Source organism: Phytopseudomonas daroniae (assembly GCF_004327275.1).
Classification (GTDB): Bacteria; Pseudomonadota; Gammaproteobacteria; order Pseudomonadales; family Pseudomonadaceae; genus Aquipseudomonas; species Aquipseudomonas daroniae.
Genome location: NZ_QJUJ01000005.1, coordinates 314,160 through 338,024 on the forward strand (window position 1 = coordinate 314,160; position 23,865 = coordinate 338,024).

16 protein-coding genes are annotated in these 23,865 nt (G+C 62.4%); 7 read left to right on the plus strand and 9 right to left on the minus strand.

Annotated features, from left to right (window positions below):
- The first annotated feature begins 47 nt into the window (after positions 1–47).
- Complete coding sequence (locus DNK10_RS14905) at positions 48–1,817, plus strand: PDC sensor domain-containing protein (RefSeq protein WP_165495991.1); 1,770 nt, start codon at positions 48–50, stop codon at positions 1,815–1,817.
- A 30-nt stretch (positions 1,818–1,847) separates the two neighbouring features.
- Here DNK10_RS14905 and DNK10_RS14910 read toward each other — a convergent pair whose 3' ends face one another.
- The gene (locus DNK10_RS14910; RefSeq protein ID WP_042555721.1) at positions 1,848–2,192 is read right to left on the minus strand and encodes a YggL family protein; all 345 of its coding nucleotides are present in this window, start codon (positions 2,190–2,192) and stop codon (positions 1,848–1,850) included.
- A 291-nt stretch (positions 2,193–2,483) separates the two neighbouring features.
- Here DNK10_RS14910 and dacB point away from each other — a divergent pair, with 291 nt between their 5' ends.
- Positions 2,484–3,965 carry a D-alanyl-D-alanine carboxypeptidase/D-alanyl-D-alanine endopeptidase gene (gene dacB / locus DNK10_RS14915; RefSeq protein ID WP_131192096.1) on the plus strand — a complete coding sequence of 494 codons (1,482 nt, stop codon included), beginning with the start codon at positions 2,484–2,486 and terminating at the stop codon, positions 3,963–3,965.
- A gap of 120 nt (positions 3,966–4,085) precedes the next feature.
- On the opposite strand, the gene rlmKL is transcribed toward dacB, so the two are convergent.
- Positions 4,086–6,332: a bifunctional 23S rRNA (guanine(2069)-N(7))-methyltransferase RlmK/23S rRNA (guanine(2445)-N(2))-methyltransferase RlmL gene (gene rlmKL / locus DNK10_RS14920; RefSeq protein WP_131192097.1), complete on the minus strand. Its 2,247-nt coding sequence runs from the start codon at positions 6,330–6,332 to the stop codon at positions 4,086–4,088.
- 422 nt (positions 6,333–6,754) lie between these two features.
- Between rlmKL and rmf the strand changes: the two genes are divergently transcribed.
- On the plus strand, positions 6,755–6,970 hold the full coding sequence (gene rmf, locus DNK10_RS14925) for a ribosome modulation factor (protein WP_073268316.1): 216 nt from the start codon (positions 6,755–6,757) through the stop codon (positions 6,968–6,970).
- A gap of 94 nt (positions 6,971–7,064) precedes the next feature.
- Here rmf and DNK10_RS14930 read toward each other — a convergent pair whose 3' ends face one another.
- Together DNK10_RS14930 and DNK10_RS14935 are read right to left on the minus strand one after the other, a co-directional pair.
- A complete protein-coding gene (locus DNK10_RS14930) occupies positions 7,065–8,087 on the minus strand; it encodes a quinone-dependent dihydroorotate dehydrogenase (protein WP_131192098.1) in 1,023 nt (340 codons plus the stop codon).
- Between the two features lie 125 nt (positions 8,088–8,212).
- Positions 8,213–8,434 carry a DUF2835 domain-containing protein gene (locus DNK10_RS14935; RefSeq protein WP_131179133.1) on the minus strand — a complete coding sequence of 74 codons (222 nt, stop codon included), beginning with the start codon at positions 8,432–8,434 and terminating at the stop codon, positions 8,213–8,215.
- 168 nt (positions 8,435–8,602) lie between these two features.
- On the opposite strand from DNK10_RS14935, the gene DNK10_RS14940 reads away from it, so the two are divergent.
- Complete coding sequence (locus DNK10_RS14940; protein ID WP_131192099.1) at positions 8,603–9,466, plus strand: DUF6685 family protein; 864 nt, start codon at positions 8,603–8,605, stop codon at positions 9,464–9,466.
- Positions 9,467–9,563: 97 nt separating this feature from the next.
- On the plus strand, positions 9,564–10,562 hold the full coding sequence (locus DNK10_RS14945; protein ID WP_425273855.1) for an alpha/beta fold hydrolase: 999 nt from the start codon (positions 9,564–9,566) through the stop codon (positions 10,560–10,562).
- A gap of 260 nt (positions 10,563–10,822) precedes the next feature.
- On the opposite strand, the gene DNK10_RS14950 is transcribed toward DNK10_RS14945, so the two are convergent.
- The 5 genes from DNK10_RS14950 to DNK10_RS14970 all read right to left on the minus strand — a co-directional run bounded on the left by DNK10_RS14950 (position 10,823) and on the right by DNK10_RS14970 (position 20,236).
- Positions 10,823–15,691, minus strand: coding sequence for an NAD-glutamate dehydrogenase (locus tag DNK10_RS14950; RefSeq protein ID WP_131192101.1), 4,869 nt, complete (start codon positions 15,689–15,691; stop codon positions 10,823–10,825).
- A gap of 252 nt (positions 15,692–15,943) precedes the next feature.
- The gene (locus tag DNK10_RS14955) at positions 15,944–17,248 is read right to left on the minus strand and encodes a TRAP transporter large permease (RefSeq protein ID WP_131192102.1); all 1,305 of its coding nucleotides are present in this window, start codon (positions 17,246–17,248) and stop codon (positions 15,944–15,946) included.
- Positions 17,249–17,307: 59 nt separating this feature from the next.
- Positions 17,308–17,811: a TRAP transporter small permease gene (locus DNK10_RS14960; RefSeq protein WP_131192103.1), complete on the minus strand. Its 504-nt coding sequence runs from the start codon at positions 17,809–17,811 to the stop codon at positions 17,308–17,310.
- Positions 17,812–17,942: 131 nt separating this feature from the next.
- Entirely contained in the window at positions 17,943–18,929 is a 987-nt protein-coding gene (locus DNK10_RS14965) for a TRAP transporter substrate-binding protein (RefSeq protein WP_131192104.1), read from the minus strand.
- Positions 18,930–19,291: 362 nt separating this feature from the next.
- Positions 19,292–20,236 (minus strand): LysR family transcriptional regulator, encoded by a 945-nt coding sequence (locus DNK10_RS14970; protein ID WP_131192105.1) that lies wholly within the window; start codon positions 20,234–20,236, stop codon positions 19,292–19,294.
- Positions 20,237–20,510: 274 nt separating this feature from the next.
- On the opposite strand from DNK10_RS14970, the gene DNK10_RS14975 reads away from it, so the two are divergent.
- Positions 20,511–21,728: an OprD family porin gene (locus DNK10_RS14975; protein ID WP_131192106.1), complete on the plus strand. Its 1,218-nt coding sequence runs from the start codon at positions 20,511–20,513 to the stop codon at positions 21,726–21,728.
- A 136-nt stretch (positions 21,729–21,864) separates the two neighbouring features.
- Positions 21,865–23,748, plus strand: coding sequence for a methyl-accepting chemotaxis protein (locus DNK10_RS14980; RefSeq protein ID WP_131192107.1), 1,884 nt, complete (start codon positions 21,865–21,867; stop codon positions 23,746–23,748).
- The last annotated feature ends 117 nt before the right edge of the window (positions 23,749–23,865 follow it).

Consider the following 23,865-nt stretch of genomic DNA (forward strand, 5'->3'; position numbering starts at 1 on the left):
CTTGACTATGCTGGCCCGTGAATAGCGCAACCATGGAGCGACGCGCGATGCCCAGCAGCTTTCGCCGCGGAGAACGCAGGCTCCCCCTGCACGTTCATATCAGTGTGCTGTTCATGCTGATGCTGCTACTCGCCGGCGGTGCGCTGGGCATCTTCAACTATCGCCAGACCACGGCGATCATCTTCTCCAGCAGTGCCACCCTGTTCGACCACATCCAGCAGGATGTGCAGCGCGACATCAGCGCCACCTACCAACCCATTCATCATCTGCTCGGTGTGCTGGCCTTCGCCGAAGGCACCCGCAGCGATGATCTGCAGGCGCGTCTGGCGCTTCTTGCGCCCTTCGCCCAGGCCCTGCGCGATAACCCCAAGCTGGCCTCGTTGTTTCTCGGCTATCGGGATGGTGACTTCTTCATGGTGCGCGCCCTGCGCAACCGAACCATCCAGCGACAGTTTCAGGCCCCGGAAGGCGCCGCCTTGCAGATCTGGTCGATCGAGCAGCGAGGCGCCTACCGGACAGGTGAATACCTGTTCTTCGACGACACTCTGAATCTGCTGGAACAGCGCTCGCTAGGCAATCAGGATTACGATCCGCGGATGCGCGAATGGTACAGCCGTGCCCTCAGCCAGAATGGCACCGTAGTCACCACGCCCTATGTGTTCTTTTCCTCCGGAGTGATCGGCACCACACTGGCCAACGCAGTCGGCGAGCAAGCGGTGATAGCGGCAGACCTCACCCTGGAAGACCTCTCCGCCACGCTGATAAAGCACAAGATCACACCCAGCAGCGAGGTGGTGCTATTCGATGCCAGAGGATTGGCCGTGGCCTACCCCGACAGCCAACGCCTGCTCAGCCATGCGCCCGAACCCAGGCTGAAACCGGTGACCGAACTGCTGCCGGAGCTGGCCGGCGCGCTGCACGAGCTGACGCCCGGGCACAATCAACAGGGCATCGAAGCACTGAACAAGCGCCGCTGGGTGGTCTCGCGCAGCCACGTCAGCGAAGGCGGGCCCGATGGCCTGTACCTGGCGCTGCTGGTGCCCGAAGACGAACTGCTCGCCGACGCCTATCGCATTCGCTGGCAGGGCGCGCTGCTCGCCCTGACCACCTTGCTGCTGTGCCTGCCCATCGGCTGGCTGGTGTCGCGCTGCATCACCCGCCCGCTCTCTGCACTGCAGGAACAGACCGAAGCGATGGCGCGTTTCGACTTCGTCGCGGCGGGCGGCGTACGTTCCTCGGTGCTGGAAGTGGATTGCCTGGCCCAGGCCATGGCACGGATGAATCGGGCCCTGACCCACTACCAGAACATCATCGCCGAGTTGGGGCACCAACCGAGCGTTCAGGCGCTGCTGAAGTGGATAACGCGGCAAACCCTGCAGGTCGTTCATGCCCAGGCCAGCCTCGTCTACCTGGTCGAAGACAACCGCCTGCGAGCGCATACGGTGGAATTCGAAAGCATCGGCGGCACACTGCGCGCCAGCGACCTGCACGACCAGCCGCTGGATGGCAGCGACTCGACGGCATGGTTGCGCCAGGCGCTGGATCAAGACACCGCGGTACTGTCATTGGGCTTCGACAAGGCCGGCGATTTTCAGCCACTGCTCAACACGCTCGGTACACCCCGGGTGAACCTGGTGGCCATTGCCCTGCGTGATCGGCAAGGCGAATTGCTCGGCATGTTCGTGTTGCTCCAGGGCGAAGAGCTGCTGGACGGCCATTCAGGCATCCGTAGCGAACAGTGCGTGGCATTCAGCGAGGCCGTGGCAGCGATTACCGCGCGGCATCTGGAGAGTCGTCAGGACAGAGCCCGAGAATGAAAAGGGCCTCGAACGAGGCCCTTACAGGAATCAGGAAGCCGAGTTGATCTCGTTTTCCGGATACCAGACGTCGAGCAGTGGGCTGACGCTGAAATCGACCAGTTCCGAACGGCCCTTGAGCCAGGCTTCGACCGCGGCGCGCTGCTCTTCGCTGACCGAACCGCGCTTGGACAGGCATACCAGACCGTAGTCGTCACCGCCGACATAGCCCAGACCATTGGCGGTCATGGCGTCGCTCAGGAATGCATCGAGGAAGGCGTCGACGGCTTCGTCGCTCAGGTCTTCCTTGAAGTTCAGGTTCAGCTCGAAACCCAGCTCCTGGAATTCGTCCACACAGAGTTTCTTGCGCAGACGACGGGAACGATTGGTAGCCATGGGTAAAAATCCTTGCAGAGTGATAACGCGCGGCACTCTACCAGCTTAGCGGCCGCGATGCCCGTCAGCCGACGAAAAATCGCCGGGAGCGAGGTTTGGCGTCGCCCAAGACGACCCGCAGGGATGGCGAGGCACAAAAAATCGCCGGGAGTGATTTTTGACGTCGCTTGCGACGGCCCGCAGGGTGCCCGCCAGGGATGGCGGGGCACAAAAACCCGCAATCGCGGCCCTGGCGGCTCGGCCATCGGGCATAATGCGCAGCATTGTCCCAAACCACCCTGGGAGCTCGTAATGCGATTTTCCGTTGTACCCGCCGTACGGAGGCTACGCATCCTCCGCCCTTTGGCCCTCGCCTGCCTCGTACTGCCCGCCGCCCTGCCCACTCATGCGGCAATCAACGCCAATCTCCCCGAAAGCGTGGTCAAGAGTCTCAACGCCAACAAGATCGGCCAGCAGTCATTGTCGGTGGTCACTCTGCCGTTGACCGGCCCGGGCAATGGCACCTTATTCAATGCCGACGTCTCGGTGAATCCGGCTTCGACCATGAAGCTGTTGACCACTTTCGCCGCGCTGGAGCTGCTTGGCCCGACCTATCAGTGGAAAACCGAGTTCTATACCGACGGCCAACTCAAGGACGGTGTGCTCAACGGCAATCTGTACCTCAAGGGCGGCGGTGATCCCAAGCTGAACATGGAAAAACTCTGGCTGCTGCTACGTGACCTGCGAACCAACGGCGTACGCCAGATAACCGGCGACCTGGTGCTCGATCGCAGCTATTTCGTGCAACCGGATCTGCCGGCCTTCGACGACGATGGCGGCGATGCCAACAAGCCTTATCTGGTCACGCCCGACTCGCTGCTGGTCAACCTCAAGGCCCTGCGCTTCATCGCCCGCGCCGAGAGCGGCAAGGTCACCGTTGCCGCCGAACCACCCCTGACCGGCCTGACCATGGACAACCAGGTCAAGGTACTCAAGGCCGGTAAATGCCCGGCCTGGCCGGACGTACGCTACAACCCCGTGAAAGAGTTCGACGGTACGCGGGTGATCGTCACCGGCCAGTTGATGGATGGCTGCAGTGCCCAGACCTATCTGTCGCTGCTCGACCATCCCGGTTATGCCGCAGGTGCCGTGCGCGCCATCTTCCAGGAGCTGGGCGGCAGCATCATGGGCAAGAACCGCCAGGCCGATGTGCCCAAGAGCGCAAGCCTGCTGGCGCGTGCCTTTTCGCCCGATCTGGTGGAAGTCATCCGCGACATCAACAAGTACAGCAACAACACCATGGCCCGGCAACTATTCCTGAGCATCGGCGCGCAGAACCGCAACGAAGCGGATGTCGACGATGCGCACGCCGCGCAGCGGGTGATCCGCGCCTGGCTGGCACGCAAGGGCATTACCGCGCCGCAACTGGTGATGGAAAACGGCTCCGGGCTGTCCCGTGCGGAACGCCTGAGCGCTCGAGAAATGGGCCGCATCCTGGAAGCCGCCTGGAAGAGTCCCTACGCCGCCGAGTTCATCAGTTCCATGCCGATCGTCGCGCTGGACGGCACCATGCGCAAACGCCTGCGCAACACACCGATGGCCGGCCAGGCGCACATCAAGACCGGCACCCTGAACAACGTGCGCGCCATCGCCGGCTTCAGCCGCGACAGCAATGGCAACAGCTGGGCCGTGGTGGCGATCCTCAACGACCCGAAACCCTGGGGCGCCTCGGCGATCCTCGATCAGGTGCTGCTCGACCTATACAAGCAGCCCAGGATCGCGGCCAAGCCCTGAACCTGGCTGTAGAGCTGGTCAAAGGCGGTAGTGGACAGTTGATTTGCTGGGCTGAAGCCCAGCCTACGTCCGCTACCGCCTTAATGCCGCAGATGGGTGACGCGACGGCTCGGCTGCCGGTTATTTGGCCATCAACTTCCAGGCGCGATGGATCTTGGCGTTGCGTGCGAAGTCCGGATCGAGGGTCGCCGCCGTGATCTCTTCCACCTGGTAACGCGACGGCAACTGCTCGTCGAGCAGGAACTTGCGGAAGTTGTTGGAGAAGTACAACACGCCACCCGGCGCCAGACGCGCCATGGCCAGATCCAGCAGTTGCACGTGGTCACGCTGGACGTCGAACACACCTTCCATGCGCTTGGAGTTCGAGAAGGTCGGCGGGTCGATGAAGATCAGCTCGTACTCGCCACGATCATCAGCCAGCCAGCTCATCACATCGCCCTGTTCCAGGCGGTTCTTGTCGGAAAACCCGTTGAGCGACAGGTTGCGCCGCGCCCAGTCCAGATAGGTCTTCGACAGGTCGACGCTGGTGGTGCTGCGCGCACCGCCCTTGGCTGCATGCACACTGGCCGTGGCGGTGTAGCAGAACAGGTTGAGGAAACGCTTGCCCGCCGCTTCCTTCTGAATGCGCAGGCGCAACGGACGATGGTCGAGAAACAGCCCGGTATCCAGATAGTCGGTCAGGTTGACCAGCAGCTTGATGCCGCCCTCCTTCACTTCCATGAACTGACCTTGCGCGGCCTGCCTTTCATATTGCTTGGTGCCGCTCTGCCGCTCGCGGCGCTTGATCACCACCTTGCTCTTGTCGATGCCCAGCGCCTGGGGAATGGCTGCCAACGCATCGAACAGGCGAGCCTGGGCCTTTTCCGGGTCGATCGAACGCGGCGCAGCATATTCCTGCACGTGCACCCAATCGTGATACAGATCGACGGCCAGGGCGTACTCGGGCATATCGGCATCGTACAGGCGATAGCAGTCAATGCCTTCGCGGCGCGCCCACTTGCCCAGCAGCTTGAGGTTCTTCTGCAGACGGTTGGCGAACATCTGCCCGCCTTCGCTCAAACGTGCCTGCTCGATTGGAGCCGCTGCCGGCTTGATCGGATTGCCGTTGCGGTTGAGCTTCGGCTCTTCGGCCTGCAGTTCGTTCTGCTCGCGCTCCCGCTCACGCTGCTCGGGCGTGCGACGTTCACCGGTGACGAACTGCTCGGGTTGCACCTTGATCAACAGCAGCTTGCACGGCAAGGCGCCGTTCCAGAACGCGTACTGTTTGTGGCTGCGGATACCCATGCGCTTGCCCAGGTCGGGCGCACCGGTGAATACCGCGGCTTCCCAGCCCATGCAGGCCTGACGCAGGCGTTCGCCAAGGTTCTGGTAGAGGTACAACAGGCTCGCCTCATCGCCCAGGCGCTCGCCGTAGGGTGGGTTGCTGATCACCAGACCTTTCTGGTTCTGGTCAGGCCGCGGCTCGAAGGTCGCCACTTCGCCCTGGTAGACCTTGATCCAGTCGCTCAGCCCGGCCCGATCGATGTTGTTGCGGGCAGGCTGGATCAGCCGCGGGTCGGCTTCGTAACCGCGGATCCACAGCGGCGGTTTGGCCAGACCGGCAGCAGCACGCTCCTCGGCCTCGGCGCGCAAACGATTCCAGGTGGCCGGCACATGCCCGAGCCAGTTGCTGAAGCCCCACTGCTCGCGAGTCAGGTTCGGCGCGATGTCGGCAGCGATCATCGCCGCCTCCACCAGGAAGGTACCCACACCGCACATGGGATCAGCCAGCGCGCCACCTTCAGCGGCGATGCGTGGCCAACCGGCGCGGATCAGCACCGCGGCGGCCAGGTTCTCCTTCAGTGGAGCGGCGCCCTGCTGCAGACGATAACCGCGTTGATGCAGGCTGTGGCCGGACAGATCCAGCGACAGTATCGCCTCACCGCGATCCAGGCGCAGATGCACGCGCATATCCGGATTGATCTTGTCCACCGATGGGCGGGTGCCGTCGGCCTGGCGCAGCTTGTCGACGATGGCGTCCTTGACCTTCAGCGCACCGAAATGGGTGTTGTCGATGCCCGAACCATTACCGCTGAACTCCACGGCCAGGCTGCCGCTCGGCTGCAGATGCTCGAACCAGTCGACGTCGAGCACGCCCTGATACAGGGTCTCCGCATCACGCACCGGAAAACGCGCCAGCACCAGCAGCACCCGGTTGGCCAGACGCGACCACAGGCACAGGCGATAAGCCGTCTCCATGCTGGCCACACCGCGGATTGCCGAGGTGTGCTCACGGGCCTGTTGCAGGCCCAACGCTTTGGCTTCCTCGAGTAGCAGGCCTTCGAGCCCCTTGGGGCAAGTGAGGAAGAGTTCGTTATCGTCCGACATCAGAGATCCAGTGCCAAAAGGCAGTAATGGGTTGGCCGCAGCAGAAGGCACAACCAAAATAAGTGACAAAAAGTCGCAAAGCGACCCTTCGTCGGAATAAATAGCGGGTGTAATCGATAGCCATTCACATGGCGAAACACCAGCAAGCGACGCGCAAAGCCCCTGTTAGCGCGACTTCTGCCCAAGCTCGATAAAAAATCACACCGAGCTTATGGCCTCACCCGCAAAAGCGTTACGTCCTTATGACAAATCGATCATTCACACAGGTTCATGCATTCGATAGAAATCTACCCAGGCTTTCGTCGCAACGACGATGGCACAGGAGGCTCGCGACGCCGGCAGCGGACTCCGCGGCAGAACCTTCTGCCTGACCTCCCAGAGGTCTACGGGACATAACAGTCAACAAGTGAGGGCAACACCCTATGAGAAGACTTAAGCGTGATCCGTTAGAAAAAGCTTTTTTGCGCGGCTATCAGTACGGTATTAGTGGCAAATCCCGCGAGCTGTGTCCTTTCACCCTTCCGTCCGTGCGTCAGGCCTGGCTCAATGGCTGGCGTGAAGGCCGCGGTGACAACTGGGACGGCTTGACCGGCACCGCCGGTATCCATCGACTCAACGAACTTCGAGCTGTCGGCTAAACCAGGGACCTACCGACTTCACCAAGCACGCTCCATCCGAGCGGCGGGCGCAAGCCCAGGGGCTCCCTAAGGGAGCCCTTTTTATTTCCCCTTCTCAGCGCCGCGCCGCGGCAATCGCATCCACTGCCTCGCGAATCAGCACCGGCCCCTTGTAGATGAAACCGGAATAGATCTGCACCAGGCTCGCACCCGCGGCAATCTTGTCCGCGGCATGGCGCCCTTCGGTGATACCGCCAGCGGCGATGATCGGCAGACGCCCGCCCAGCTCGCCAGCCAGCACACTGACCGTATGGGTGCTCTTGTCACGCACCGGCGCCCCCGACAGACCACCGGCCTCGTTGGCGAACGCCAGGTTCTCGACCCCCTCACGGCTCAGGGTGGTATTGGTGGCGATGACCGCATCCATACCGCTTTCCAGCAGCGCAGCCGCGACCTGAACGGTTTCCTCGTCGGTCATGTCCGGCGCGATCTTGATCGCCAGGGGCACTCGGCGGCCATGGCTCAGGGTCAACGCGCTCTGACGCTCGTGCAGAGCATCGAGCAACTGTTTGAGCGAATCGCCGAACTGCAGGCTGCGCAGCCCCGGCGTATTCGGCGAACTGACGTTGACCGTGACGTAGCTGGCGTGGGCGTAGACCTTGTCCAGGCAGATCAGGTAATCGTCTACCGCCCGCTCGACCGGCGTATCGAAGTTCTTGCCGATGTTGATGCCCAGCACACCGCGAAACCTGGCGGCCTGCACCCGAGCCAGCAGATGATCGACGCCATGGTTGTTGAACCCCATGCGGTTGATGATCGCCTCGGCTTCGGGCAGACGGAACAGACGTGGCTTGGGGTTGCCTGGCTGCGGACGCGGCGTGACCGTGCCGATCTCGACGAAACCGAAACCCAGCCCTGCGAAACCGTCGATGGCATCGCCGTTCTTGTCGAGGCCTGCGGCCAGACCAACCGGGTTGGGGAATTGCAGGCCCATCACCGTCACCGGCAGACTGTTCGGCGCCTTGCTCAGATACCCGGCAAGGCCCAGCCGGCCGGCCGCGCCGATCAGGTCGATGGACAACTCGTGGGAGGTTTCCGGGGACAGTTTGAACAACAGCTCGCGGGCCAGGTTGTACATGGGCAGGCTCAGCTCGTCAGTGGCGAAATCGAAAGGCGCGAATTATAGCCGCCCAGACGTCCACCTAGCGAGGCCTAGGGTCTGTTGACGTTTCAGCACAAGCCGCGTTGCCGCGTCAACAGACCCTAAGGCAGGCGACGCAGGGAGAGCAACTCACCTTCGCCGTTGAATTGCAGCTCGAAGGAACCATAGATACCTTCATGAGTCAGAAACGGCCGAAAATGATGGGCCGGAATGCTTACCCGCCGACCATCGCGACTGAGTGCCTGAATGCGATTTGCCCGCCCCGAATAGACCACCCGCAGGCGCTCTGCCGATAACGCGATATCCAGAACCAGGCTGGCCATGGAGGCTCCCTTGCAAATGAATGAACGGATTCTGCCACAGTGCCACCAGAGAGGCGCACTGCCACTTGGCATTGCAGCACCAGGCTCGACGCTCCCTCGATACGATCCGTGCAAGACGCTGTCAGCTCTGCCACACTGCAGCGGGCATACCGACGTCCGCGAGTTACCATGAGCCTGCCTGAACAGCCCAGCCCACTTACCTCACGCTTGACCGCCCTGGCCCAGCGCGTGGGTCTGCTTGGCCGTGGCTGCAAACCGATCTTCGAACGCGCCAGCCAATTGCGCCTGCCCTTCGCCGCCATCCCGACTTTCGCCGACAACCTTTGCTGGCTCGACGGCCCGCCGCTGCAACGCCTCAAGGATCTGCCCCGTAGTGCCCTGTCCGGCCCGGTACAGGAAGACAAGGCCGAGGCTCACGCGGCGCTGACCGGCCTGATCGAGGTCGAGCACCGGCAAGTGGAAAAGCTCGACCTGCGCGAGGTCGACAGCCTGGTTCATTGCGATGACCGCCACGCCAGCTTCGAGGATTACGCCACCAGTGAAGCCTGCCGGCAGATCCGCATCATCAGCTACAGAGACTTCGTGAAAGTCCTGAGTCAGGCGTTGCCCGATTTCCCTGACCAGCACCTCGAGCTTTATCAGGCGCAGTGGCGTGGCGAGCGCCTGTTCTGGGCTGGAGAGCAGCATCCTGAAGCATTCGCCAGCGCCGTGGCTTATGCACGACTGCGCGGGCTGGAAATCAGCCTACCGGCGGACATTACCCACTACCGCGTCAGTGCAAACGGCCTGCGCGAGCTGGAGCAGCACTACCACGCCCTGGCCATGCCCTGCGCGGCCTGGAGCGACGCCGGCTTCATGCAGTTGCTGATGGATCACGATATTCCCTACGCCCGCTTGAGCTTGCTGCGCACGCCTGACTCTCCCGAGTTTCTGCTGCTGCCCAAGCATTCGCCGCAAGCCTCAGCCCTGGGGGAAGGGTTGTGTCAGGCCGGCGCCCCGGACATGCTGCGTTATATCCGCGAATTAGACTGAAAAGCGCCAACCAGACAGCTTTTGTAAAGACTTGCCAGCAATGTCACCGCCGCATTGCTGTCAGTCTTTATTCCCCCTATCGTCTGGAGCATCCCCTGTGCGCATAGCCCTCGCCACGTTATTGATCGCTGGCAGCCTGCCAGCCCTGGCTGCCGGAACGCCCAGCTACGGCCCGGAACTGCAAGGCTTCGATTACCCATACGAGATCAAGCGCTTCACCTTCGACTCCCAAGGCAGCTCGCTGCAGATGGCCTACATGGACGTGCAGCCGAAAAAAGCCAACGGCCGAACCATGCTGCTGATGCACGGCAAGAATTTCTGCGGCGCGACCTGGGAAGGCAGCATCGCGGCATTGAGCGAAGCCGGTTACCGCGTCGTGGTGCCTGATCAGGTCGGTTTCTGCAAATCCAGCAAACCCGATCATTACCAGTACAGCTTCCAGCAATTGGCGGGCAACACCCATGCGCTACTGGAGCAACTGGGTATCGAGCGCGTGACGGTCATGGGCCACTCCATGGGCGGCATGCTTGCCACGCGTTATGCCCTGCTCTACCCCGAACAGGTCGAGCAGTTGGCGATGGTCAACCCAATCGGCCTGGAAGACTGGAAGACCCTCGGCGTGCCCTACCTGAGCGTGGATCAGTGGTACCAGCGCGAGCTGAAGACCACCGCCGAAGCCAGCCGCAACTACCAGAAGAACACCTATTACGCCGGCCAGTGGCGCCCCGAGTTCGACCGCTGGGTGGATATGCAGGCAGGCATGTTCAAAGGCGACGGCAAGGAAATCGTCGCCTGGAATTCGGCCCTGACCTACGACATGGTCTACACCCAGCCGGTGGTCTATGAATTCGCCAACCTGAAGATGCCCGTGCTGTTGCTGATCGGCGAGAAGGACAATACCGCCATCGGCAAGGACGCAGCCCCCGAAGCGATGCGCAGCAGGCTGGGCGACTACAAGGCGCTGGGCCCGGCGACAGCGAAACGTATCCCCGACGCGACACTGGTGACCTTCCCGGATCTTGGCCACTCGCCACAGATTCAGGAACCCGAGCGCTTCCACAAGGCGCTGCTCGAAGGCCTGCAGTTGAAGCCATGAAACGTCGCTGATTGTGGCTCTCCCCGACCAGAGCAGGAGCCCCGACCTCGGGGCGATGCGATTGCAGGTATTCGGCCGAATCCGAGGCGTGGCCACCAATCGCCGGCAAGGGCTAGGCGCCCCCGGCTCCTACGGGATCATGTGAACCCTCCACCCGCGTGTAGGAGCCTGTTTGCGGGCGATGCGATCTTAGGAATCGGAGATAAAAAAACGCCCCGAACCAGTCGGGGCGTTTTCCTTTCTCACTGCAACCTAGCCGATCAAGCCGGCAATACCGGTAGCTGGCTCTGCGCCATATCGCTCAGCTCGCGATTGGCCACGGCGTACATGGCGTAATCGCTACCCGACGCTGCACGCAGCTCGGCGAGCATGGCTTTCCAGCGCTCGACCAGACGGCGGTTCTGCTCCAGCCACGCCTCGACCCGCTCCTCGATCGACTCCGGCCCGCCTGCCAGTTGCAGCACGGATACCGTGATCGCCCGTTGCTGGGCATCCAGGTCATCGCGGAATGCCTCGCGGGCCAGGGCCTGCCAGTTGCTTTCCACGCTCAGGCTGCTGATCTGCTGCAGGTACCACGACAGATCCAGGGCATCGGCCACGGCGAAGTATGCCGAGGCCACCTCGGTCGGCTCGCGGCCGGTGAGATCCGCCGATTCGATGATCGGCAGCAGCGTGTACAGGTGGCCGGTTCCCGCGACCACCCGGGACAGCAGCTCCGGCACACCGGCTTCGACGTAGGTCTGGTAGCGGGCCATCCACTGATCGCGAGCCGGCCCTTCGAGCAACTCGTCCAGGCGCATGGCCAGGGCCTTGACCCGTGGGCCGAGGTGGGCGACGTCGCGGGCAGCATCCAGGTCATTGCGGCGGCTGCGCAGGTACCAGCGGGTGGCACGACGACCGAGGCGCATCAACTCGTCCATCATGGTCAGTTGCAGATCGGCAGGCACCTGGTTGTCCAGGGCCTCGATCTGCCGCCACCAGAACGGCAGATGGAACACGTCACGCACCACTACGTAGGCAGCGGCCACCTGGGCCGAACCCACCCCGGTGGACTCCTTGAGGCGCTGCACGAAAGTGATGCCCATGTGGTTGACCAGATCGTTGGCGATCTGCGTGCTGACGATCTCGCGCTTGAGGCGGTGACGACGCATGGCCTCGCCGTACTGCTGAGCCAGCCGTGGCGGGAAGGCGGTTTCCATCTCGCGGGCCAGGTAATCGTCATCCGCGATACCGGACTTGATCAGCGACTCCTGCAGCTCGATCTTGCTGTAGGAAATCAGCACCGAGAGCTCCGGGCGGGTCAGGCCCTGGCCCTTGATGGCGCGCTCATTGAGCTCCTCTTCGGTGGGCAGGAACTCCAGTGCGCGGTCGAGCTTGCCGGAGGCCTCCATTGCCGCCATCAGACGCTTGTATTCACCCTGACGTTCGCGCGCACGGCGCTCGGCCAGCGACAGTGCCTGGGTCTGCTTGTAGTTGTTGCCCAGCACCAGATTGCTCACGTCTTCGGTCATCTCGGCGAGCAGCGTGTTGCGCTGCTTGCCGGTCATGTCGCCGGCGGTGACGATCTCGTTGAGCAGGATCTTGATGTTCACCTCGTGGTCGGAGCAGTCCACGCCAGCGGCGTTGTCGATGAAGTCGGTGTTGCTGGCACCGCCATTGAGGCCGAACTCGACACGACCCAGTTGCGTCATGCCCAGGTTACCGCCCTCGCCCACCACCTTGGCGCGCAGTTCGCGGCCGTCGACACGCAGCAGGTCGTTGGCCTTGTCGCCGACGTCGGCATGGCTCTCGCGACTCGACTTGACGTAGGTACCGATGCCGCCGTTCCAGATCAGATCCACCGGCGCCTTTAGCAGCGCGTTGAGCAGCTCGGTGGGCGCCAGCTTGTCGGCCTGGATATCGAAGCGGGCCTTCATTTCCGGGCTGATGGCGATGCTCTTGGCGCTACGCAGGAAGATGCCGCCGCCCTGGGAAATCAGCGAGGTATCGTAATCGGCCCAGCTCGAACGTGGCAGGTCGAACAGACGCTTGCGCTCGACGAAACTGCGCGCCGCATCCGGGTTGGGGTCGATGAAGATATGCAGGTGGTTGAACGCGGCGACCATCTGCAGCGATTCGGACAGCAGCAGGCCATTGCCGAATACGTCGCCGGCCATGTCGCCGATACCGATTACTGTAGTCAGGTCTTTCTGTACATCGATGCCGCGCTCGCGGAAATGCCGCTGCACGGAAACCCAGGCGCCCTTGGCGGTGATGCCCATGCCCTTGTGGTCGTAACCGGCCGAACCGCCGGAGGCGAATGCATCGCCCAGCCAGAAGCCGTATTCGCCGGCAATGCCGTTGGCGATGTCGGAGAAGGTCGCGGTGCCCTTGTCGGCAGCGACGACCAGATAGGGGTCATCGGCATCGTGGCGTACCACGTTGGCCGGTGGCGCCACCTCGCCTTCTTTGAGGTTGTCGGTGATGTCGAGCAGCCCGCTGATGAAGATGCGGTAGCAGGCGATGGCCTCGGCCTGGATTTCGTCGCGACCGCCACCCACCGGCAGACGACGCGGCACGAAACCGCCCTTGGCACCGACCGGCACGATCACCGCGTTCTTGACCTGCTGCGCCTTGACCAGGCCAAGCACTTCGGTGCGGAAATCCTCCTCACGGTCGGACCAGCGCAGACCACCACGGGCGACGGTGCCGAAGCGCAGATGCACGCCCTCGACCCGCGGCGAGTAGACGAAGATCTCGAACTTCGGCACTGGTCGTGGCAGCTCGGGAATCGCGCTCGGATTGAACTTGAAACTGAAGTAGTGCTTCGCCTCGCCCTGGGCGTCCGGCTGATAGAAGTTGGTACGCAGAGTCGCCTTGATCAGATCCAGGTAGCGACGCAGGATGCGGTCTTCGTTGAGCACCGCGACGTTGTCCAACGCCCCGAGGATGGCCTGTTCCAACTTGTTCTGCTTGTCGTGCAGATCATCGTCGCTGAGTTTGCGGGCGAGATAGAAGCGCGTCTTGAACAGACGCACCAGCTCGCGAGCGATATCGGCGTGGTTGAGCAGCGTGTTGGCGATATAGCCAAGGTCGAAGCCCAGGCGGATCTGCTTCAGGTAACGGGCATAGGCACGCAGTAGCGCGACATCGCGCCACGGCAGACCGGCCGTCAGCACCAGTCGGTTGAAGGCATCGTTCTCGGCATCGCCACGTACGATGTGCACGAAGGCGTCCTGCAGCGTGTCGTTGAGCTGCTGGATATCGAGCTTGAGGCCTTCGCCGTAAGTGAAGGCGAAATCATGAATCCAGAACTCGCGGCCACTCTGGTGCTGCAGGCGATAGGGGAATTCGCCGAGCACACGCAGGCCGAGGTTTTCCAGGATCGGCAGCACGTCGGACAGCGCCAGCGGCGTATCGGCGTGATACAGCTTGCAGTGCAGTTGACGCTCACCCGGTACCAGCGGCTGGTAGAAGCTCATGACCAGCGGGCGCTCCTCGGAGAGGCTGCGCAGGTGCTGCATGTCGACAACGGCCGAGTGCGCCGGGAAGCGCTCGCGGTAACCGGCCGGGAAATGCTTGGGGAAGTCGGTGAGCACGCGAGTGCCTTTGGCCTCGCCGAAACTCTCCACCATCAGGGCAGCGTAATCGTCCGTCCAGGAGCGGCAGGCCTGGATGACTTCGCGCTCGAGTTGCTGCGGATCGATATCCAGCTTGGTCTTCGGATCGACGCGCAGGATGAACTGCACACGGGCCAGCACCGACTCTGAGAAGTAGGTCCAGAACTCGCAATCGCTGGCTTGCAGACGATCGACCAGCACTTGCTGAATGCGCAGGCGAGTCTCGGTGGAATAGATGTCGCGCGGTACGTACGCCAGGGCGTAGACGAAACGGCCGTAGGGGTCGAAACGCAGGAACAGGCGCACCTTGTTGCGCTCCTGAATCTGCACGATCGACAGCGCCGTGCTGGCCAGTTCGTCTACCGGGGTCTGGAACAGATCGTCGCGCGGCAGCACCTCGAGAACCTTGACCAGCTCCTTGCTCAGGTGGCCCTGGGAAATGAAGCCGGAGCGTTTCTCCACCTCGGCGACCTTGCGCCGGATGTAGGGAATTTCGCGCACGCTTTCGCTGTAGGCAGTGGACGTGTAGATGCCGAGGAAACGGTACTCCTTGACCACCTTGCCTTCGCCGTCGATTTCACGGATGGAGACGAAATCCGGGTAGGCCGGGCGGTGCACGCGGCTTGGTTGCGCCGCCTTGGCGAACGACAGCAGGCTCGGCTCACGCAGGTAGGCCAGCGCGTAGGGTTCGATGTGCAGATCGTCCTTGCTTAGGCCGCTGCGCAGGCGTTTGGAAAGGCCCAGCAGCGAGCTTTCGTCGTACTGCAGATAACCGCCAGTGGCATCGTCGTGAACCGTGAACTCCTCGTAACCGAGGAAGGTGAAGTGGTCGTCCTGCAGCCAGTCGAGAAACACCTTGATCTCGTCCAGCTCGGCGGCTTCGGTCTGACCGCGGCCAAGGGTGCCCTCTCCCAGTTTGCTCAGCAGTTCCTGGGCCTTGGCCTTCATCGGCTGGAAATCGGCAACGCTCAGGCGGACTTCTTCCAGTACTTCGAGCAGGGTCTTCTGCAGCGACTTGATCTCGGCGTTGCTGGCACAACGGTTGATTTCCAGGAACATCAACGATTCCCGGCTGACATCTTCGCCGGTGCTGCCCTTGGGCAGCAGATCGATCAATGCGCCCTGGGGATCGCGGCGCACGCTGAGCACGCTGTTCTGCAGGGTATGGATGCTGTAACCGCGGCGCTTGAGCTCGATGCGTACGGAATCGACGAGAAACGGAATGTCCGGGTGCAGCACTTCAATGCCGGTGTGAGTGCTTTGCCAGCCATGCTTTTCGTAATCGGGGTTGAACACACGAACCTGGGGCTGGGCGGGATCGAAATTGGCCAGCAGGCGCCAGGCAGAAAGGGTGCAACCGACCAGATCGGAAAGACGCCGTTGGGTCAGTTCCTCGAGGGCGATGATGCCAAAGAACTGTTCAGCGAACAGGGCCACTCGTGGCAGATCCTGCTCACTGACATGCTGCGCCAGGGCCGCTTGCAGTTGATGCTGAAAGTCGGCTTTGCTGGCCGCGGTGAAGAACGCCATGTTTATGCTCCGTCTATGGGCTTGGTATGTGCGATTCGTGTTCCATGTCCTAGTTCAACCTTAGACCGGGCTTACCTAAACGCCATAACGATGACTCGCTGGTCATAAGTGCCGCCTGAGCTTAACGACAGTGCATGCGCCAGCGCTTGCGACGCGGCGACATTTTCGTTCACCAGGGCCCTGTGAATGTAACAAGGCCCCACACAGCATGCTGTGTGGGGCCTTGATGGAGAGAACGGCAGCGCTATCCCGTCAAGCGGCGGTCATGGCCTGCGGCAGCACCAGGACGATCTCAGGAAAGAGGGTGATGATGATGGCCATGAACACCAGCAGCAGGAAGAACGGGAAACTGGCCTTGGCCACCGTCCACATGTCCTTGCCGGTGAGGTTCTGGATGACGAACAGGTTGAAACCCACCGGCGGGGTGATCTGCGCCATCTCCACGGTGAGGATGATGAAGATGCCGAACCACAGCAGATCGATACCCGCCGCCTGAACGGCCGGCAGAATCACCGCGGTGGCCAGCAGGATGATCGAAATCCCGTCCAGGCAACTGCCGAGGATGACGAAGAACACCATCAGCGCCAGCAGCAACACATAAGGCGACATCTGCTTGGCGATGATCCAGTCGGCCAGCGCCGTCGGTAGCCCGGTGAAACTCATCGCCGCGGTCAGGTAGGCTGCGCCCAGCAGGATGAAGAAGATCATGCACGAGGTGCTGACCGCGCCGAGCAGGCTCGACATGAAGGTATCCAGCGTCAGCGAGCGCGAGTACAGGGCGATGAGCAACGCGCCGACCACGCCCAGCGCGGCGGCCTCGGTGGCGGTGGCGATACCGCTGTAGATCGAGCCGATCACCGAGACGATCAGCACCACCACGGGAATCAGCAGGCGTGCGCGGCGCAGTTTTTCCCGCAGCGGCAGGGCCGGCTCTTGCGCAGGCAACTGGTCGGCGTTGATCTTCGACCAGATCATCAGGTAGCCGGAGAAGATCGCCAGTAGCAGCAGGCCGGGCAGGATGCCGGCGATGAACAAGCGCGAAACCGAAACCTGAGCGCCTACCGCGTAGACGATCATCATGATCGACGGCGGGATCAGCAGGCCCAGGGTGCCAGCACCCGCCAACGAGCCCATGGAGATGCCTTGCGGGTAGCCGCGCGACTTGAGCTCGGGCAGGGAGATACGACCAATGGTCGCCGCCGTGGCGGCGGACGAGCCGCTGACCGCGGCGAAGATGCCGCAGCCCAGCACGTTGACGTGCAGCAGCCGGCCCGGCAGCCCGCGAACCCAGGGCGAAAGCCCTTTGAACATGTCTTCCGAAAGCTTGGTGCGATAGAGAATCTCGCCCATCCAGATGAACAGCGGCAGCGCCGTCAGCGTCCAACTGGCACTGGCCGTCCAGCTGCTGGAGGCGAGGATCGAGCCGGCAGGTGCGCCACCGAACAACTCCATGCCGATGATGCCGACCCCGAGCAGCGACAAGGCCACCCAGACCCCGCCGCCGAGCAGCGCGAACAGCGCCACCAGCAGGGTGATTGCAATGATTGTGTATTCCACGGCGAACTCACTTTTATCAGGCGGCCTTGGCCACCGGGTCTATTCGTCAGGCGAGCTGCTTACTCGCTCATCACGCCAGGGGTTTCGTCTTCGAAACGGCGGCCCATGCACACCAGCACCAGACGATCGGTCATGGCGATCACCAGGATCGCGGTGCCCAGCACCATCGGCAGTTGCGGCAGCCACATCGGGATCGGCAGCAAGCCGGAGGACACTTCCTTGAATTCGTAGGACTCGAGCACGAACAGTGCGCAGTACCAGGCGAGGTAAGCGGCGATCACCAGCCCGACGATATTGCCGAGCACCTCGACGGCGAACAGGCAGCGGCGCGGCAGGATGCGAAACAGCAACTCGACACGGATGTGGGCGCCACGCATCAGTGCATAGGGCAACGCCAGGAAGCCCGACGCGGCCATGCAATAGGCGGCGAATTCGTCGGCCGACGGAATCATGCTGCCGAACTGACGCGCCAGGATCTGCGCCACGATCAGCAGGCAGATCAGCATCAGGAACACACCGGCAAGCATGCCGGACAGGGTGTACAACTTACGTAACCAACTCATGGCGCAAACGCCTCGCACGCGAAGGGAGCGATTGGCAAGGCGTCGCCACCTTGCGCGGTTCGGGGGATGAAAACGCCTGTGGGCTTTCACCATGATGGCAGCGAGCGTGTGCCACGCCCGCTGCCGCTTCATCACTTGCGATAGGCGTCGATGATCGCCTTGCCCTCATCACCGGTGCGCTGCAGCCACTCGGTGGCCATGGTCGCGCCGATGGTTTCGAAACCGGTTTCTACTTCGGCCGGAGCGTTTTGGCTGACCTGCATGCCCTTCTCGGCCAGGGTCGCGACCAGCTTGCCGGTCTCCGCCTCGGCTGCTGCCCAGCCTTGCTGCTCGGCACGCTCCGCCGCGGCCAGGACAGCCTGCTGCGAGGCTTCCGGCAGGCGGGCGAAGGCACGGGCGTTGACGATCACGAAGTTCTTCGGAATGAATGCCTTGACGTCGTAGTAGTACTTGGAGAAATCCCAGGCCTGGGTGTCGACGCCAGTGGTCGGCGAGGTGAGCATGCCGTTGATCATGCCGGTGCTGAAAGCCTGGGGCACTTCACCGGTGTTGATCACGGTCGGCACCGCGCCCATCAGCTCGGTCATGCGCGAGGTGGCCGGGTTGTAGGCGCGGAACTTCATGCCCTTGAAGTCGGCCATACTGCTGATCGGCGTCTTGGTGAAGATGCTCTGCGGCGACCAGGGCATGGCGTACAACAGCTTGATGCCTTGCTTCTCCAGGCGGGCCTCGACGGCTGGCCTGCTGACTTCCCAGAGCTTCTGCGCATCGGTGTAGTTGCGCGCCAGGAACGGTACGCTGTCGATCTCGTAGATCGCGTCTTCGTTGCCCAGTACCGACATCAGTACATCACCGAGTTGAACCTGGCCGGTCTGCACCGCCCGCTTGACCTCGGGACGCTTGAACAGCGAGGAGTTGGCGTGCACGCGGATTTCCAGCTCGCCCGCGGTGGCAGTGGAAACCTCCTTGGCGAAGTCCTTGGCGACTTTGGTAATGGAGTTGCCATCCGGCTGTTCGACCGACATGTTCCAACGCTCAGCGGCCTGGGCGGAGATGCTCATCGTGCCCATGATGCAGGCAAGAACCGTCAGGCCGAAGCGAAACGAAGTTGTCTTCATGTGTTTCTCCAGATCAGAAAGGGGTACGTGGCGAACGGCCTTCAACCACTCGATGGCGCGACCCGGACACCACCCCAGCAAGGGCTGGCCCGGTGTTCAGCGTCAGAGACCCTCGAGATGCGCGGGACGTATCGGAAGCCGTTTTCGAGTCTCGTCAGATCGCCAAAGGCTGTCCAACTAGAAAAAACGGGGGTGCATGATCAGAAATCGTTATGGGATAAAACGAGGCGCAGCAGAGCCCCTGCGCCCCGTTAAAGGGCAAAAAACAAATAATCGACACATCCATCTTCACGACGCCCCCGCACAGGCAGAGAGCATCCCCCTATTAAAAGGAAAGCGCTCCCGACGCAGTTACGAACCCTTCAGGCAGTCTTGCGTTCCAGGCAGTGACTGACCAGCGTCACCCGCTCATCGCCCATTTCCTCGCTGTACTGCGCCAGCACCTCCGGGGTCAGGGCGACGATATCCTCGATCAGTTCCAGCCCCACGCCGCTGCGCCAGGTGGCGACGATATCCAGCGGTGGCGGCTGCGGCACGTCCGCGAGGATGCTCAGCACGCCAAGCTCCAGCTCCTTGCTGACCAGCGAGGCCGGCAAGGCACCGATACCGAAGCCATCGCGGATCAGCCGGGTCATCGCCGCGACCGAGTTGACGCAGCTGATGCGTGGGGAAACCACGTTGCCGGCATGCAGCAGGTTGAGGATGTCCTGGTGCGGCCGCGAGTTCTTCGAAAAGGTGATGATGCGCTCGCGAGCGAGCTCGTCCATGGAGGTGAATGGCCGGTGATAGAGCGAGCCGGTGGGCACGATCCATTGCACCGGATAGCGCGCCAGCTCCAGGTTGCGCACGCTGTCGCCGCGCATCACATCGGTCTGGAAGATGATGTCCAGATAGCCTTTCTGCAGTTGCTCGCAGAGGTTGCGCGAGGTGTCGGCAGTCAGCTCGATCTCCACCGCCGGGTAACACTCCATGATCTTTGCTACGAACGAACTCAGCCAGGTGTGAATGACGGTATCCATCGCGCCCACGCGGATGCGCCCCTGGATGCTGCTGGCATCGTTGATCGACTGTTTCATGGCCTGCATGGTGTCGATCATCTGCTCGGCGTACTCGAGCACCTTCTGCCCCTCGGGGGTCAGCGACACACCTTTGGAATCACGCAGGAACAGGCGTGTACCCAACTCGTCTTCAAGCGCGGCGATGCGGCTGGAAATGGACGCCTGGGTGCTGAACAGCTTCTCCGCGGTCAGGCGAAAACTCTTCAGGCGAGCGACCCATACGAAGGTCTCGAGAAATCTCAGGTTCATGGCGACTAGCCCCGGCGATGAAAGTAATGCGGGCGATAAGAAGCCTGCAACGGCGGCAGTGGAAGCAGTTTGCATGCCAGCCACCCCGCCATCGCCCTGTTTTAGCGCATCGACTTTTCTTATGGGCCGCCACCGGTTTTTCTCGTTGGACGCTCTCGGCCGCGGCTACCAAGAATGCAGCGCCGTACCGTCCCCCTAACAAGAACGATAAATCGCGCACTGCCAAGCAGACGGAACATACCGCTGCGCGCTCAACCATCAGGAGAGACTCCGCATGACACCGTCCACCCGCATGGCCGCCCTGCTGCTCGCCAGCAGCGTACCCGGCCTGGCCAACGCCGACTTCATCGGCGACAGCAAGGGCAGCCTGGAGCTGCGCAATTTCTACTTCAACCGTGACTTCCGCCAGGAAGGCGCCCGTGAAAAGGCCGAGGAATGGGCCCAGGGCTTCCTGCTGCGTGCCGAGTCCGGTTATACCGAGGGCACCGTTGGCGTAGGCATCGATGCCCTGGGCATGCTCGGCCTGAAACTCGACTCCGGCGACGGCACCGCAGGCAGCGGTCTGCTGCCGGCCGATGGCTCCGGCGGCTCGCAGGACGAGTACTCCAAGCTGGCACTCACCGCCAAGGCGAAGATTTCCAACAGCACCCTCAAGGTCGGCGCCCTGCACTTCCGCAGCCCGATCGTATCGGCCAACGACTCGCGCCTGCTGCCGCAAACCTTCCAGGGCGCGCTGCTGAATGTGCAGGAAATCGACAAACTGACCCTGCAAGGCGGCAAGATCAACCGCATCAAGGCCAACAGCTCCACCGACTACACCGAGATGACCGCCAACCGCATCGGTGGCAGCAGCGACTCGTTCGTATTCGGCGGCGGTGATTACAAGATCACCCCCGAACTGACCGCAGGTCTGCACTACGGCACCCTCGAAGACGTCTACCAGCAGTACTACGGCACCCTGGTGCACGTGCTGCCGCTGGGCGAAGGCCAGTCGCTGAAAACCGACCTGCGCTACTCGCAGAGCCGTGAAGACGGCAACTTCCGCGACATCGACAACAAGGCCTTCGGCGCCATGCTCACCTACACCCTGGGCGGCCACGCCATCGGTGCCGGCTACCAGCGCATGAGCGGCGACGATCCGTTTCCCTATATCGCCAGCAGCGACCCGTTCCTGGTCAACTTCGTGCAGATCGGCGACTTCGCCAACGCCGAAGAGCGTTCCTGGCAGGCACGCTACGACTACAACTTCGCCGCCATCGGCATTCCCGGCCTGACCTTCATGACCCGCTACATCTCCGGCGACAACGTCGCCGTAGCCGCTGGCAACGATGGCAAGGAATGGGAACGCAACATGGATATCGCCTACACCATCCAGTCCGGTGCGCTGAAGAACCTCAACCTGAAATGGCGCAACGCCACGGTTCGTTCCAACTTCGGCAACGATCTGGACGAAAACCGCCTGATCCTGAGCTACAGCATGCCTCTGTGGTGAGTAGCCGCGGGGGCCAATGCTCAGCCATTGGCCCCCGCGCCACGAACAAATCATTGATCGGCTTTAAAGTTCTACAGTCATCAGACAACCTAGGGTAGAGTCCACGCAAAACAATAAAGCCAACAAGGGAATCACCATGCCGTTCTTCCTTTCCTGGAAGCAGAAGTTCCGTCTGCTCATCCTCATTACCCTCTCCAGTCTGGCATTGATGACGGCCTCCTCGTTCTGGGCCAGCCAGCGACTCGACCACGCCCTGCAAGCCCGCGAGAACGCCACCGCCTATGCAGGGGCTTCTGCCACGCTGATGAATCAGTGGCTGAAGCTCGGTGCCGAGCGGCGCGCCCTGACCCCGGAAGGAGAAGCCGACTTCCAGGCCAGCCTGACCGCCCTCGCGGATATGTCACGCCAGTACGCCGAACGCGCCACCAGTCTGGACGACCCGAGCATCACCCAGGAGGCCCAGTCGATCGAGCAACTGCTGCAGGACGATGTACGCCTCCAGGAAACCTGGCTGGGCTTGTCTCGCGATCTTGGCCTGACGCCCTTCGACGGCAAGCGCGCGCACCTGGCCGAGAGTGCCAAGGAGCTGGAGCAAATAACCATCAGCCTGATCCAGCCCTTCGTCGTCGAGGCCCTGAACAATCAGCGCGACTACCTGGCCACCTTCAACCCCACCTACGCCCAGCGCGTGCATGCGGCCGTGAGCGAACTGCAGGCCAAGGTAGTCGACCTGGACTGGCAGGACACCCAGATCGGCCAGTCGGTCAACGCCTTCACCCAGGCCTTCGCCGCGGCGGACGCACTGATCCTGCGTATCAGCGACACCGAGAAACAGCTGCTCGATCAGGGCCGCCAGATCGACGCGGCCATCGACGAGCAAAACACTCGTCTGCAGCAAGGCGTGCTCGCGCGCACCACACAACAGGCCGAACAGGCGCGCAGCACCGCCAATTGGGCCATGGGCCTGACCTTCGTACTGGTCTCGCTGTTCATGCTGATCACCCTCAGTCAGGCCTCGCGTCTGCTGATGGCTCAGTTGGACAAGGTGATCCGTCTGCTGTCCCAGGTTGCCGCCGGCAATCTCACCGCACGCATCGAGGTTGGCCAGAACCCCAAGGATGAATTCAACCTGCTGGGCAGCGCCTCCAACCAGATGACAGTGGGTATCGCCGGCGTCATTCGCCAGGTGGTCGATGGCAATCAGCAGCTCAACCAGTTGCACAACTACCTCAATGACGCCATGCGCCGTCTCGAGGAGAACAGCACCCAGGTGGAGATGCAGACCGAACAGGCGGCGTCCGCTTCGCAGCAGATATCCGCCACGGTCAACGAAATGGCCCAGCGCACCAACGATGTCGGCAACGCCACCCAGGCGGCCTATCAATCGGCGCGCAACGGCGCCGCGGTGATAGTCGCCAGCGCCGACAACATGCGCCGCCTGTCGCAGTTGATCCAGGACACCCACACCCAGGTCAGTGCCCTGACCCAGTCGAGCGGCAAGGTCACCAGCATCATCGACGTGATCAACGGCCTGGCCGACCAGACCAACCTGCTGGCGCTCAATGCCGCCATCGAGGCCGCCCGCGCGGGCGAGGCCGGCCGGGGCTTCTCGGTGGTGGCCGATGAGGTGCGCTCACTGGCGCAGAAGACCGTGGCGGCGACCACCGACATCGCGGTGATCGTCAACGACCTGCGCCAGCAGACCCAGCGTATGGACGACCTGATGGTCAGCGGCCTGAGACTGGCCAGTGAAGGCGAACGCAGCTCCGGCGAGGTGGCTCGGGCCATCGATGGCATCACCGGTTCCATGGAGCACCTGAGCGCGGAAATGAGCCAGGTGGTGGTGGCCATCGAACAGATCTCCAGCACCACCGAGGAGATCGCCGCCAAGGTCGAGGACATCAACCTGCACACCGGCAAGACCAAGACCCTGCGCCTGAGCCTGGACGAACACACCCAGAGCCTGTCGCACCAGGTCGAGGCGCTGACCACCAGCGCCAATCAGTTCCGCATCGCCTGAACCCCGTCACCTGCTCGCCGCGACCGTCAGCCGACGCGTCGCGGCAGCCCCTCCATCGACTTTTCCTATCTCCAGCGGCCGCTTTAATTAGTTGGACGCCTCGCCCGTGGCACTGAA

What these genes read in the sequence shown, in the direction of transcription:
- DNK10_RS14935 (WP_131179133.1), bottom strand. Translation starts at nt 8,434, where the DNA reads ATGGCCAGCCTGGTTCTGGATATCGCGTTATCGGCAGAGCGCCTGCGG.
- rmf (WP_073268316.1), top strand. Translation starts at nt 6,755, where the DNA reads ATGAGAAGACTTAAGCGTGATCCGTTAGAAAAAGCTTTTTTGCGCGGC.
- DNK10_RS14930 (WP_131192098.1), bottom strand. Translation starts at nt 8,087, where the DNA reads ATGTACAACCTGGCCCGCGAGCTGTTGTTCAAACTGTCCCCGGAAACC.
- rlmKL (WP_131192097.1), bottom strand. Translation starts at nt 6,332, where the DNA reads ATGTCGGACGATAACGAACTCTTCCTCACTTGCCCCAAGGGGCTCGAA.
- DNK10_RS14970 (WP_131192105.1), bottom strand. Translation starts at nt 20,236, where the DNA reads ATGAACCTGAGATTTCTCGAGACCTTCGTATGGGTCGCTCGCCTGAAG.
- DNK10_RS14975 (WP_131192106.1), top strand. Translation starts at nt 20,511, where the DNA reads ATGACACCGTCCACCCGCATGGCCGCCCTGCTGCTCGCCAGCAGCGTA.
- DNK10_RS14960 (WP_131192103.1), bottom strand. Translation starts at nt 17,811, where the DNA reads ATGAGTTGGTTACGTAAGTTGTACACCCTGTCCGGCATGCTTGCCGGT.
- DNK10_RS14905 (WP_165495991.1), top strand. Translation starts at nt 48, where the DNA reads ATGCCCAGCAGCTTTCGCCGCGGAGAACGCAGGCTCCCCCTGCACGTT.
- DNK10_RS14980 (WP_131192107.1), top strand. Translation starts at nt 21,865, where the DNA reads ATGCCGTTCTTCCTTTCCTGGAAGCAGAAGTTCCGTCTGCTCATCCTC.
- DNK10_RS14965 (WP_131192104.1), bottom strand. Translation starts at nt 18,929, where the DNA reads ATGAAGACAACTTCGTTTCGCTTCGGCCTGACGGTTCTTGCCTGCATC.
- DNK10_RS14940 (WP_131192099.1), top strand. Translation starts at nt 8,603, where the DNA reads ATGAGCCTGCCTGAACAGCCCAGCCCACTTACCTCACGCTTGACCGCC.
- DNK10_RS14910 (WP_042555721.1), bottom strand. Translation starts at nt 2,192, where the DNA reads ATGGCTACCAATCGTTCCCGTCGTCTGCGCAAGAAACTCTGTGTGGAC.
- dacB (WP_131192096.1), top strand. Translation starts at nt 2,484, where the DNA reads ATGCGATTTTCCGTTGTACCCGCCGTACGGAGGCTACGCATCCTCCGC.
- DNK10_RS14950 (WP_131192101.1), bottom strand. Translation starts at nt 15,691, where the DNA reads ATGGCGTTCTTCACCGCGGCCAGCAAAGCCGACTTTCAGCATCAACTG.